The sequence below is a fragment of the Rheinheimera gaetbuli genome, from assembly GCF_054781935.1.
In genome coordinates, this window is sequence record NZ_BAAGTL010000022.1 from 44620 (window position 1) to 58110 (window position 13491).

12 protein-coding genes and 1 riboswitch are annotated in these 13491 nt (G+C 49.1%); of the genes, 10 read left to right on the forward strand and 2 right to left on the reverse strand.

From position 1 onward, the window contains the following. Window positions 1–6: 6 nt before the first annotated feature. Both lysC and ACYVIC_RS13305 read right to left on the reverse strand, forming a co-directional pair. Window positions 7–1359: a lysine-sensitive aspartokinase 3 gene (gene lysC, locus ACYVIC_RS13300; RefSeq protein WP_460860671.1), complete on the reverse strand. Its 1353-nt coding sequence runs from the start codon at window positions 1357–1359 to the stop codon at window positions 7–9. Window positions 1360–1465: 106 nt separating this feature from the next. After that, window positions 1466–1638: riboswitch (Lysine riboswitch) on the reverse strand. 177 nt (window positions 1639–1815) lie between these two features. Next, a complete protein-coding gene (locus tag ACYVIC_RS13305) occupies window positions 1816–2085 on the reverse strand; it encodes a DUF3081 family protein (protein ID WP_460860672.1) in 270 nt (89 codons plus the stop codon). A 105-nt stretch (window positions 2086–2190) separates the two neighbouring features. Between ACYVIC_RS13305 and ACYVIC_RS13310 the strand changes: the two genes are divergently transcribed. The 10 genes from ACYVIC_RS13310 to ACYVIC_RS13355 all read left to right on the forward strand — a co-directional run bounded on the left by ACYVIC_RS13310 (window position 2191) and on the right by ACYVIC_RS13355 (window position 13449). Then, the gene (locus ACYVIC_RS13310) at window positions 2191–2802 is read left to right on the forward strand and encodes a hypothetical protein (RefSeq protein ID WP_460860674.1); all 612 of its coding nucleotides are present in this window, start codon (window positions 2191–2193) and stop codon (window positions 2800–2802) included. Window positions 2803–2925: 123 nt separating this feature from the next. Then, entirely contained in the window at window positions 2926–4644 is a 1719-nt protein-coding gene (locus ACYVIC_RS13315) for a M28 family metallopeptidase (protein WP_460860676.1), read from the forward strand. A 151-nt stretch (window positions 4645–4795) separates the two neighbouring features. Further along, on the forward strand, window positions 4796–7357 hold the full coding sequence (locus ACYVIC_RS13320) for an intermembrane phospholipid transport YdbH family protein (RefSeq protein WP_460860678.1): 2562 nt from the start codon (window positions 4796–4798) through the stop codon (window positions 7355–7357). Next, the gene (locus tag ACYVIC_RS13325; protein WP_460860680.1) at window positions 7354–7542 is read left to right on the forward strand and encodes a YnbE family lipoprotein; all 189 of its coding nucleotides are present in this window, start codon (window positions 7354–7356) and stop codon (window positions 7540–7542) included. Before ACYVIC_RS13320 ends, ACYVIC_RS13325 begins: the two co-directional genes overlap by 4 nt. 10 nt (window positions 7543–7552) lie before the next feature. Further along, window positions 7553–7903, forward strand: a complete 351-nt coding sequence (locus tag ACYVIC_RS13330; protein WP_460860681.1) for a YdbL family probable chaperone protein — start codon at window positions 7553–7555, stop codon at window positions 7901–7903. 112 nt (window positions 7904–8015) lie between these two features. Beyond that, entirely contained in the window at window positions 8016–9854 is a 1839-nt protein-coding gene (locus tag ACYVIC_RS13335; protein ID WP_460860683.1) for a GGDEF domain-containing protein, read from the forward strand. Between the two features lie 95 nt (window positions 9855–9949). Continuing rightward, window positions 9950–11635, forward strand: a complete 1686-nt coding sequence (locus ACYVIC_RS13340; protein WP_460860684.1) for a carbon starvation CstA family protein — start codon at window positions 9950–9952, stop codon at window positions 11633–11635. Then, window positions 11632–11904 (forward strand): cory-CC-star protein, encoded by a 273-nt coding sequence (locus ACYVIC_RS13345; RefSeq protein ID WP_460860686.1) that lies wholly within the window; start codon window positions 11632–11634, stop codon window positions 11902–11904. Before ACYVIC_RS13340 ends, ACYVIC_RS13345 begins: the two co-directional genes overlap by 4 nt. Continuing rightward, window positions 11895–12899, forward strand: a complete 1005-nt coding sequence (locus tag ACYVIC_RS13350; RefSeq protein WP_460860687.1) for an ArsA family ATPase — start codon at window positions 11895–11897, stop codon at window positions 12897–12899. The genes ACYVIC_RS13345 and ACYVIC_RS13350 overlap by 10 nt, the downstream gene beginning before the upstream one ends. Window positions 12900–13068: 169 nt before the next feature. Beyond that, window positions 13069–13449: an AAA family ATPase gene (locus tag ACYVIC_RS13355; protein ID WP_460860689.1), complete on the forward strand. Its 381-nt coding sequence runs from the start codon at window positions 13069–13071 to the stop codon at window positions 13447–13449. The last annotated feature ends 42 nt before the right edge of the window (window positions 13450–13491 follow it).

The following is a 13491-nucleotide window of genomic DNA, read 5'->3' on the forward strand; positions in this document are numbered from 1 at the left end:
GTTTGATCAGGCTGCACTAAACAAGTTTTGGTGCAGCTGTTTCACTACGCCGGGTGCATCGGCGTCCTGCACTAAAAAGCACAGGTTATGTTTAGAGGCACCGTGGCAAATTAACCGCATATTAATGCGCTCAAGCGTATTAAATAAATCGCCGGTAATGCCTTTACTGCTGTGTAAATGATTGCCGATAACCGCTATAAGGCTTAAGCCCTGCTCTACCGACACTTCACAAAAACTGCGTAACTCTGCCAGGGCCGGCTCTACCGAGGCGCTAAAGGCGCTGGTCATGCCACCTTCGTCCAGGGTTAAGGCAACGCTGATTTCTGAGGTAGTGACTAAATCTACTGAAATTTGATGCCGGCTAAGAATATCAAACACCCGGGTTAAAAAGCCGGCGGCATGCAACATGGCAGGGCTTTTTACTGTGATGAGCGTTTGTGATTTACGCAGCGCAATAGCACGGTAAGGCGGACGCTCTTTGACCTCTTTGGCTATCCAGGTACCACCGGCTTGAGGCTCGCGGCTGGAGCCGACAAAAACACCTATATTACAGCGCATTGCCGGTATTAATGTGGCCGGGTGTAATACTTTGGCGCCAAAGGTGGCCATTTCAGCCGCTTCATCAAAGCTGATTTCTTTAATACAGCGCGCTTGTTCAGTTAAACGCGGATCGGTGGTAAAAATGCCCACCACATCAGTCCATATCTGCACTACAGACGCCCTTAATGCTTCACCCAACAGCGCAGCACTGTAATCTGAGCCACCACGGCCCAGCGTCGTCGTTTGGCCGACGTCATCTGCACCGATAAAACCCTGGGTTACTACTACATTGTCAGCAAGTAACGGCTGCAATTGTATGGCACACAGCTCACTGATCTGCGCTATTTGCGGCTCACCTTTACCAAAACGGCTGTCGGTACGCAGTACCCGGCGGGCATCAAAACATAAACCGGCAGCACCGCGCTCACGCAGCACCTGGGCAAACAGCACTGAGCTTAAACGCTCGCCAAAGGATTGAATTTCGTCTTTATGTGCAGCGCTATACACGGCACCACTTTGATCTATCAGCGCTTTTAATGCCGATAGCAGCTGATCGATATCTGCTGCAACCCTATCAGGATGTTGCAAGCGGATCAGTACCGCCAACGTAATACGCTCAATGCCCTGATAGCAGGCATAGCGCTCTGTTACATCGGTATGTTTGGTAATGTCGACCAGCAGGTTGGTTACACCGGAACTGGCGCTAACCACCACTAAACGAATGGCCGGTTCAGCCAGGATAATGTCAGCGCAGCGCGACATCGCATCGAAGTCTGCGACACTGGTGCCGCCAAATTTTGCAACAATAAGATTGGACAAGGGTGCCTCTCCTTATAAAACATAATAAGCAGAGCATGGCATTTGCTAACAGCAAAACGAGAACGGCACAGATAGCTTCTGTAATTTCTGTAAACTGTAGTTAACAAAGGCCAGAAGCTCTCCACCGAAATTCAGGTGACAGTCGTAAGGATTCAGCCTTAACGACCGGGACAGGCAGCTCTATAACTGCGCATCCCTCGGCGTTAGTCCCCCTTATTCAGGCTACGATGTATAGACATCTGTCCTGAACTACCTGGCTAACGCACCTCTTCTGGTCTATCAGATATGATTGACGCGCGACACCTTACCCTGTTTTTCTGCCTCAAGCAATAGCCTTTTAGCCGTCTAAACAATTCTTTATTCAGATAACGTCCGCTGTCACGTCTGCCAGCGCTTATAGTTGCGTGCTATGGTAGCGGTTTAAACTGAACAAATCCTTAGCCACTATGAAATAAATCAGTAGGCGCGGTTAATTTTTTTAAGCTGTGCCACAAAGGCATCCATATCAGCCTCATTGGCAGCGTCACTGTGCCATTTATTATGAAAACCCAGCGTTAACTGCACTTTGCCGTCGCTGAAATACACTTCATAGCCGTCAAAGCCGGAATTTACCGTTATGCCATCCAGGGTAAAGCCGGCGCCCAATTCGTTGTTAACGGCGGTACCGTGTTTTTCTACCTTACCAAACACGCCAAGGAGAAATTTACCATCTAATTCATTCTGCATTTGTATGCTCCTGTCTCAATTGCCATAAAAGTATCACCGGTTTGCAGCAGATACGTACAAAGGTTATAGTCCAGCGCAGTTATACCAGAACAATAAGGAAAATATATGCATAACAACCTGCTCACAACCTCTGTAGCCCTGAGTTTCTCCATCGTCGCTTTGGCCGCCACCGCTGATATTGTGCAGCCAGCGCCACTGGTGTCTATTGCCAGCCAAGATGCCTACTTTGATAATCTGCGGGCGCATTGCGGTAAAGCCTATCAAGGCAAAGTGGTAATGGACAACCCAAAAAGCGATGGCTTTGACGGTAAGCTGATTATGCATGTTCGTAAATGTACAGACAGTCAATTGCAGATCCCGTTCCATGTCGGTGACAATCATTCCCGCACCTGGATCATCACTAAAACCGGCTCGGGCCTGAGCTTAAAGCATGATCATCGCAATGAAGACGGCAGCCATGATGTCTCCACCATGTACGGCGGCCATACGATGGATGCCGGCTGGCCGACAGTACAAAGCTTTCCGGCGGATCAGTACTCGAAAGAGCTGTTTGTGCGCCTGGGTATTCCGGCCTCTAATGGCAACACCTGGCAGATGTATATTTATCCGCAAACGTTCAGCTATCGCCTGGTGCGTGATGGTCGTGAATTTCGTGTTGACTTTGATTTAACCAAACCGGTGGCTTTACCACCAACGCCCTGGGGTTATAAGGACTAAGCGCACTACAACTGCGACCACTATACTGGTGGCTGATTTTCACATGCGTTAAGATAAACCGCTTTTAACACTGAGCGCTGAGACTACAGCGACATATAACGATAAAAACACCACGGAGTGACTATGATTACCCTTTCCAGGTTTACGCTGCTTGCCGGCGTATTAGCTACCGGCGCCTTACTTGGTGCTTGCTCTGAGCAACCCGCAGACGTAAAAACGGTTGAAGTAAAAGCACCAGAGTTGGCAGACACCGCCATTAAGAATTCTGAATTACAATTTGCTGACGTAAACCCGCGCTTGGGCGAATATATTAAAACACTATCAGCCGATGAGTTTCAGGGCCGCGCCCCTGCCACCAAAGGCGAAGAGCTAACCGTGGCCTTTTTGGAAGAGAACTTCCGCCGTATCGGCTTAAAACCGATAGATGGCGACAGCTATAAGCAGCCGGTATCACTGGTACAAATTGACCCGAAACAAGTGTCTGCCATGAGCTTAAAAGGTGACAAACTACCGGCGCAATTTAATTACCGTGACGATATGACCGCCTGGACTACCCGCGTAACCGAACAGGTACAGGTAACCGACAGTGAGATGGTATTTGTCGGCTATGGTATTGTTGCCCCGGAATACGGCTGGAACGACTACGAAGGCTTAGATGTTAAAGGCAAAACCGTAGTAATGTTTGTTAACGATCCCGGCTTTGCTACCCAGGACCCTAATCTTTTTAACGGCAATGCCATGACCTACTACGGCCGCTGGACTTATAAATATGAAGAAGCGGCCCGACAGGGTGCAGCGATGGCGCTGATTATCCATGAAACCGATGCCGCCAGTTATGGCTGGGGTGTAGTCGCGCATGGCTCGCCGATTAAATTTGATTTAATCAACGAAAACAAAAACATGGACCGCACCAAAATTGAGGGCTGGGTCACCACTGAGTCAGCTGAAAAACTGTTTGCCAATATCGGCACCGATTTGGCCACTATGCATAAAAAAGCGCTGGAAAAAGATTTTGCGCCCATCGCACTTAACGCCACCGCTTCGGTCAGCGTAAAAAACAACCTGCGCGAGCTCACCTCCAGCAACGTGGTCGGCTATATCGAAGGCAGCAAATACCCGGACGAATATGTGCTTTATATGGCGCACTGGGATCACCTGGGCATGGATTTTTCCAACCCGACCAATAAGGTATTTAACGGCGCTCAGGACAATGCATCCGGCACCGGTGGTTTACTGGCGCTGGCGGAATACTTTACCCAACAAGCCCAGCCTGAGCGCTCTGTGGTGTTTGTCGCAGTAACCGCGGAAGAGCGCGGCTTATTAGGCTCAGCCTGGTATGCAGCCAACCCGGTATTCCCGCTGGAAAAAACTGTTGTTGGCATCAATATGGACGTAATGAATGTCTACGGCCCGATGAAAGACATGGTAATTGTCGGCCTGGGTAACAATAACGCTGAAGATATTTTAATTAAGTACACTGAGCAACAAGGCCGCTATGCGGTGCGCGAACATAACCCGGAAGCCGGTATAGCTTATCGCTCAGATCACTTTAACCTGTCGAAAAAAGGCGTGCCTATTTTGTACGCTAAAGGCGGTAACGATCACTATGAAAAAGGTGAAGCATGGGGCAAAGCGCAGCGTGCTGAATACAATAAGTGCTGTTACCACAAAGTCGGCGATGAGTGGAGCGACGACTGGGACTTACGCGGCGCGCAGCAGGATTTGTTCCTGTTTTATCAGGTCGGTAATGAGCTGGCAAACAGCCGCACCTGGCCTAACTGGAACGAAGGCAACGAGTTCCGCGCCCTGCGTGATGCCTCAGCGGCAGCACGTAAAGAATAGCTTAGTGCTTAGAAAACAGTATCGGATAATATCAGGGCAGCGCAGGCTGCCCTTTTTTATCGCTGCAACACAGAACGCAGTAACGTGGTATATTCATTGTCTATTCAGTAACTTCGGTCTAGTGTCGGCTTAACAACCTGAAGGATCACCTATGCGCCGGTGGCAAACAGCACTGCTTACCACTTTAGCCCTGTTACTGCTGTTAACAGCGGCAGCGTATTGGTATCTGCAAAAAACACTGGCCGCCCTGCCGCTGCAAAACCTGCAATACCAGATCAGCAGCTTTAGCCTGCGCCAGTTACAACTTAGCAGTGTAAGTTTCAGCCTGGATAATCCGCAACTGCAGGTTCAACTCACTGATATCAGCATTAACTGGCAGCTGTTAAACAGCAAAATAACCCGCTTACAGCTGGGCAGTGCCGATATCCGCCTGCTGCAATGGCCGCAAACTACTGACGACAACGCCGCACAGCCAAAGGCAGAAGCTTTACCCGCCAATTGGCAAGTACCGGCCAATTTCCCCGATAACATAAACATTGACCGACTTGCTCTGCAATTGCCCTGCGCTGCCGGCGACTGCCGTTATCTGCTATCGGCCACGGTAAGCCACTCAGCACAGCAACTGCAGTACCGGCTTACGGCTACAGATAGCGCCTCCCCAACACTGCCACGGTTAACCCTTAGCGGCGATTATCACACCGTGCAGCAACTGCCGGTGCTGACTCTGCAGCTGGAACTGGATAACACCACAAAGCTGCAACTACACCAGCAACTAAGCAGTGAAAACGGTATCAGCGCCAACGGCGAGCTGACATTAGACATCGCGCCGCCCTCGCCTTGGTTAATACAGCAGCTAAAGCTGTGGCAGCCGGCTATTGCACAAGATGCCTTAGCGCAATTTACTGCGCCGGTATCCGTGCAAAGCAACTGGCAACTGCAACTTCCGCCTGGCATGGATCTCACCGGTATCACCTCACACGCCAGCGGCAATTGGCAACTTAGTGCCAACCTGCCGGCACCGTTAACCGTGCCGGGCATAGGACAAGTACAAGGCACAGTGCAGGCAGAGCTGGCTCTGGCCAACGGCAGGCTAAACCGTTATCAGTTAAATGCACAGCTGGCGGTAAAGCAGCCACAGCTGCCAGAGCAGCTGCAGCAGTTTGGCGCTGATGCAGAGCAATTGCAGATAACTATCAGCGCCGATGGCCAAAGCCAACCACAACTTAACGCCCTGCCGCTCAGTTTCAGCCTAAGCAGCATCGGAGACACAACACTGCAACTGGCAGCCGACGCCACGCTGAACCTGACACCGCCGCTAAGTGCAACACTGCGTAATGGCCGGCTTAACTTAGTGCAGAAACAACTGACGTTGCCAGGTGATGTTACTGCTAAAAACCTGACACTAAACAGCCATTTTAACGCTTATTGGCTGGTGGACAGCTGGCAACTTGCACTGTTAAACACAGAGGCCAGGATTGCGCAGCTAAACACTGCCGATGTGCAGGCAGGTGAGATTCGCCTTGTTGCCGCGTCAGGTCAGTTTAGCAGCGACAGCGACTTTAACCAGACTACACTGCGCACTGATATTGACGTAAATGTGGCGACCTTAACGCAGGCACAGGTAAAACCCTTAAGCTGGCAGTGGCACGGTAAACTTAGCGGCTCAACCGCAGCACTGAGTATCGACGGCAAGCTCAGTAACAGTGCCAGCCTCGGTCTTAGTCATCAGCTGCGTTATTCGCCGGACAACACCGTTGTCAGCTGGCAGCTGGACGAGATATTCTTACTGGCCGGTAATCCGCTTTCTGCCACACTGACCGCCTGGCCGCCAGTGCTGGAATTTAACCGTGGCCGGCTTAGCGCCAAAGGCGACCTGACTCTGCTACCGGCTGTCAGTATTGACGCTACCCTGGCGTTGTCCGGTATCAATGGTATTTATGATCGCAGCCTGTTTAAAGAGCTGGCCGGCACATTGCAGATGCAATACCAGTACGACAACTTACTGCTGGCAACAGACAACATTACAGTAGCAGAAATTCTGCACGGGGTTAGCGTCGGGCCTTTGGCGCTGAATGCGCAGTATACCGCGCCTGTGAAAACGCCAACGGCAGGCAAGCTGAATATTCAACAACTGCAGCTGCTGGCTATGGGAGGCAAGGTGTTGGTGCAGCCGGTGCAACTGGACTTAGCTAAGGCACAGCAGCAACTGCAACTTGAACTACAACAAATAGACTTAAGCCAGTTACTGCAACAGCACCCTACTACAGATTTAACCGGCAACGGCCGTATTTCCGGCAGCATTCCGCTGCAGCTTGGCAGCAATGGCGCCAGTGTAACTGATGGCAGCATTGCCGCCGAAAGCCCGGGTGGTAAGCTGCAATACCGCCCGCCTGCGGCACAAGGTATGGCAGCAAGCAATCAGGGCATGAAAGTGGTGCTGAACGCGCTGGACGATTTTCATTACTCGGTGCTGTCAAGCAATGTAAACTATGATACCAGCGGTAAGCTATTACTGGCGCTGAATCTGCAAGGCCAAAATCCGGCACTGGAACAAGGCCGGGCAATAAATTTAAATATTAATCTGGAAGAAGATATCCCTGCACTGATCACCAGCTTGCAACTTAGCAGCCAAATCAGTGACAAAATAAAACAACGGGTACAGCAACGCATCCAACAGCAACGCGTAAACAACGCCAATGGAGTACAACCATGATACAAAAACTAGGCGCAGCGATAGTGCTGGCGCTGTTTCTGGCCGCGTGCACCCCTAAGGTGCAGGTAGCTTTGCCAGCCGAGCCAATCAACATTAACCTCAACGTTAAAATTCAGCATGAAATTTATATCAAAGTCGACAAACAGCTGGACGAGCTGTTCAGCGACGACAGCGGTTTATTCTGAGGAGCACAACATGAAACTGGTTAAACAAATCAAAATGCTACTATTACCTACCTTGTTCGCGTTGAGCCTGCCCGTGCTGGCGATGGATTTGCAACAGGCAATGGCCGCGCTAGGCCAAGCTAAAGCGCAAGGACTGGTTGGTGAACAAGTCAACGGCTATCTGGGGGTGGTACAAGACAGCAACGATGCAGCCGATATCGTAAAGCTGATTAACGAAGCACGTCGCGCCGAATACGCCAGGCTAGCAAAGCAGAATAATATTTCGCTTGCTGACGTAGAAGCAATGGCCGGTAAAAAGGCGATAGAGCGCACCAGTTCAGGCCAATATATTTGGCTAAATGGTAATTGGACGAAAAAGTAGCGACGGTCATATTAAATTTATCGTTGAAGCGACAGAAGTTCAGCTATGCTGATAAAGGCATTGTTTTATCTGGTAAATATCTTTGTATAAATATTTTACAGTTTTGTTTTTTATGAGTCTGGCTCTGTCAGCGGAGCCTGAGCGTTTTGATGCGCTGGTGCACGAAATTGAGAGCGGCCAGCGTTATTTTTTTTCTGTTGATGATTTTAGCAACACGATTGAAGAGCTCGAAGCAGCTTTACCCGCTAACGACAATAAACGTAAACACCGGCTGGATCGAATGCGCTGTATGCTGGAATATTATGACCGCCCGGCCGACGGTATTGCATACAGTGATCAGCAAATTAGTGCAGCCAAAGCACGCGATGACAATGAAGCATTGTCAGACTACTACAACTGCAGATATTACCTTTACAGTCAAATGGGCCAATCAGCTCTTGCCGAACAAGATGCTCAACTAAGCTACCAGGCTGCCAGCGATAGTGAAAACCCGTTAAGCATTGCAACCAGCCGCACACTGCTTGGCAACCTCGCCTCTTTTCGAGGCAATTATGCTGATGCTTTGGAGCATTACGTTAGTGCCTACCAGTTACAGCGCGATCTTGGCTACAAACCTTATACCAGTGACTTAGTAATGCAAATAGCTGCAACTTACCGGCGTATGGGGTTATTTCAGCAAGCGTTAAATTATATAGACCAGGCTGAACTTGAATTTAGCAAGCCCGAAGAACTGTTTCGCAATGCCATGATTTTACATGAAAAGGCTTACTCATACGCGGAGTTGGGACAGCATGACACCGCGTTAAAACTGTTTGAGCAAACGATGGAGGTATACCAGCAACTTAACGAGCCCATGTGGCGTGTTAATACAAAAATTAATATGGTTTGGATACATAATCTGTTGCGCAATTACAATAAAGCAATACAGCTTGCGCAAGAAGCACAGACCGAATTAAACCAGCTTAGCGCGCCAGATTTATCTGCGCTGGCTATGTATCAAGGCCTGTTAGCGTTATACAACGCAGAAACCCTGCTGGCTATTGGTCAGGCACAAACCGCACTTGAAAAACTGACCGAAGCAGAACAACAGCTACTAAAAGAAAACAACCCACGCTACATGTTACTACTATACAACACTGAATCTGCAGCACTGGCTGAAACCGGTCAATATCAGCAGGCTTATCAGCGCCTGCGCCAGTTTGTCAGTCTGAATCAACAGCAACTGCAAATGTCACGCGATCAGCACAGCAATCTGTTACGTTTTCAATTTGACTCAGTGCGCCAACAAGAGCGAACCAAACAACTTGAAGCAGAAAAACAACTTGCTGAGCAAAATGTCAGCGCGTTAAAGCTAGCACAACGCTGGCAATATGCAGCACTTAGCTTGATTGCATTATTATTTGTTATTTTATTTAGCTTTGCCATTTCACTGAAAAAACGCAATCACAAGTTACATCGCCTGGCCATGACAGATGAGTTAACCAGCATTGCTAACCGGCGCCGCATTATGATGCAAGCTGAGCAAGAGCGGGTGAAGGCGATTGATACCAGCCAGCCATTGTGCTTTCTCATCCTGGACTTGGATCATTTTAAACAGGTTAACGACCGTTATGGTCATGATGTTGGCGATATCGTGTTGCAGCAAATGTGTATGACAGTAGCATCTATGCTGCGCCAACAGGATCATTTTGGCCGCACCGGCGGCGAAGAGTTCCTGATAGTATTGCCAGACACCGGTAAAGACGCCGCTTTTGCTATCGCAGAACGTCTGCGTCAAGCCATCGCAGCAATTCAGTTTGCTGATGCTCCGCAAAAAATGCGTATTACCTGCAGTATTGGCTTAAGCCAATTTCAGGCAAAAGAAGCGCTAAACATCAGCCTGGCACGTGCCGATGATGCCCTTTATCAAGCCAAAGCTGCCGGACGGGATCAAACACAATTCAAAGACTAACGCTACTTTAGTCTAATACCCGCTGTACTTAGCATTTTGTATTATGCTTGGCTGACCCTAAGCATAATAAAATCAATGAGAACTGAGGTTATAGGATGAATGCCATCTTTCTGATGTTAATGGGGCTGGGTGCTATGGCGCTCGGCTATTTTCTTTACTCTAAGTTTATCTGCGAAAAAATCTTTAAAGTTGACCCTCACTTTCGTACGCCGGCGCATGAAATGCAGGACGGTATCGACTATGTACCTACTAATAAGTATATCCTCTGGGGCCACCACTTTACTTCAGTAGCAGGCGCAGCGCCTATTATTGGCCCTGCTATCGCCGTGATCTGGGGCTGGGTGCCGGCTTTTTTATGGGTGGTTTTCGGCACTATTTTCTTTGCCGGTGTGCACGACGCCGGTGCTATTTGGGCCAGTAGCCGCAATAAAGCGAAATCTATCGGCGCCTTAACTGGAGACATCGTAGGTAACCGCGCCCGCAGCATTTTTATGATTGTTATTTTCCTTGTGCTGTTGATGGTTAACGCGGTGTTTGCCGTGGTAATCGCCGGCCAGCTGATTAACTTCCCTAGCGCCACTATCCCCGTGTGGGGCGCTATCGTCGTTGCGTTAATTATCGGTCAATTGATTTACCGAAAAAAAATCAGCTTACTACTGGTTACGATCATTGGCGTTGTAGCCTTGTACGGTATGATTTATGTCGGCCCGATGATGCCACTGGCATTGCCGGAAATGGTCGGTCCGCTGAGCGATAACCAAAGCTGGATTATTATGTTGTTTGTGTACGCTGCTATCGCGTCCTTACTGCCGGTATGGATGCTGCTTCAACCTCGCGACTACATCAATGGTATTCAGCTGTTTATCGGTTTAATTTTGCTGTATGGCGCCGTATTAATTTCTGGCCCCGATGTCGTTGCACCGGCGTTTAATAACGATGTACCGGAAGGCACACCGTCACTTATACCGTTACTGTTTGTTACCATCGCCTGTGGTGCCATCTCGGGCTTCCATGGACTGGTGTCCAGCGGCACCACCTCAAAGCAACTTGATAAAGAACCAGACGTACGTTTTGTCGGTTATTTTGGCGCCGTAGGTGAAGGCTCATTGGCTCTGGCTGCGATTATTGCCGCTACTGCTGGTTTTGCTACACTGGCAGACTGGCAAGCCATTTATCACAGCTTTGGCCAAGGCGGCGTATCAGCCTTCATAAAAGGTGGTGCTAACATTTTACAACAAGGTATTGGCCTGGATACCGTGCTGTCGCAAACCTTGCTAACGGTAATGGTGGTGTTGTTTGCCGGTACTACTATGGACACCGGCTTGCGCTTACAGCGTTATATTTTTCAGGAATGGGGTAGCATTTATAATATTGGCTGGATGCAAAAAGCCGCGCCGGCTACTTTACTTGCTGTTGGTTCCTGTTTACTGCTGGCTTTTGGCGCCGGAGGCGATGGTTCCGGCGGTTTAATGATATGGCCACTGTTTGGCACCACCAATCAGTTGCTGGCCGGTTTAACCCTGCTGGTCATCACGGTAATGTTAGTTAAGCTACGCCGACCAATGTGGTATACCCTGGCACCGTTAATCTTTTTGCTGATCATGACCACACTGGGTTTGTTAATTCAACTGAAGAGCTTCTACGACAAAGGTGACTGGTTCCTGTTCACTATGGATTTAGTGGTGCTGGTTGCAGCAATACTGGTGTCACTGGAGTGCAGCTCTGCATTAACCAAACAAATTAAGGCTAATAAAACCAACCGTGTTGCACAAGACACATGAGCTTAGACACCGTTAAAACCTGGTTTAAAAAGGCCAGCTTTTATGCAGAAGAAGCCTATAACGCGCCCTATCGCAGTGCGATAGCGCGCGCCAAGCGTGAGCAGGATGATTTATTTATGCTGCTCATCTTCAGTGAAATGATGGGTGTACCCAACCCCGCCAGTTACTATACCCTCGAGCTGCAACCGTTATTAATGGAGCGCTTTCATGACTGGCATATCCGTATGGGTATGGAGCACTCGCCACTGGACAACGTTAAATGCTGTTAACCGATAAACGTGTACTGCTAATTGGCGGTAAAGGCGGTGTGGGTAAAACCACCACATCTTCTGCGCTAGCATTACTCGCCGGCAACCGCGGCAAAAAAGTATTGTTGGTATCCACCGACCCGGCGCACAGCCTGGCGGACGCCTTCGACCGTGATATCGGCGATAGCATTACCCGGCTGGCGCCGCATGTTGATGGCTTAGAGCTCGACCCCGACCGTGAAGTAGAGCAACACCTGGCTAAAGTTACCGAGCAGTTAAAACGTTTTACCAGGCCGGAAATGTTTAGCGAAATTGAGCGCCAGATGCGTTTAACCCGGCAATCGCCGGGCGCACAGGAAGCCGCCATGCTCGAGCGTATCGCTAATGTCATTGAGCTTGGGCTGAAAGATTACGACATCGTGATTTTCGACACTGCCCCTACCGGCCATACACTGCGCTTACTCAGCCTGCCGGAAGCCATGGCGGCCTGGACTCAGGGCCTGCTGAATGCAAATAAACGCTCGGAAAAACTCGGTGATGTACTGGGCCATTTAACCCCCAAAGCCGGGCGCGATATCGATAATCCGCTGGCAGATCCTAATCAAAATGCTACCGCCGGCATGGATGCGCGCAATAAAGCCATTACAGAAACCTTATTGGCGCGCCAGCGCTTATTACAGCGCACCCGTGAGGTATTAACCGACAGCAGCCACACTGCCCTGTTATTTGTGTTAACACCGGAGAAACTGCCGATATTAGAAACCGGCCGCGCCGTACAAAGTCTGCAGCAGGAAAAGCTGCCACTGGCAGGGTTGGTAGTTAACCGTATTTTGCCCGACAGCGCCGACGGCGATTTTCTTGCGGCAAGGCGCAGCCAGGAAAAAGTACACCTGACACAGATAGAACAAGATTTTGCCAAACTGCCGCGCTACAAAGTGCCGCTGCAAGCCACCGATATTCAGGGGCTTAACGCCCTGCAGCATATGGCAACGCTACTTGAGCAAGCCGGCTTATAGCCGGCGGCTTTGAGCGAAAAGCAGACAGTCTAAAAATTGTCTGATAGTCTGTGTTAAGTTCCGTTATCGACACAAAGCACACAGTTAGATATGGACTTGTAAAAGTCGTCAGCTTTGTTATTAGGAAGTAAGTCATATTTAAAATCAAAAGGATACAAGGATTCTCCAATTGAAAATTTCCCATATTGACATTCAAAACTTTCGTAAATTAAAAACATGCCGAGTTGAGTTAGCGGATAAAAGTACGATTTTAGTTGGGGCAAATAATAGCGGGAAAACCTCCGCCATGGATGCGCTGATTATGTTTCTAAAAAAATCTAAGCGCAAAGAAATTTGTACCACAGATATCACATTATCTAATTGGGCTGAAATTAATAAAATTGCCAATGATTGGCTTTCGAGAACTGCCAATGAACAATCTGTAGATCTATCGCTAGATTCTTGGCGTTCATTATTACCGGCCATAGATGTTTGGCTTAACGTTGATGACTCGCAAATACACTACGTCAGTCACATTTTGCCCACCCTAAATAACTGTTCCAAACAGTAGATCACTAAAAAGAAGGAACTCAACGCGGTTTACGCGATCAGA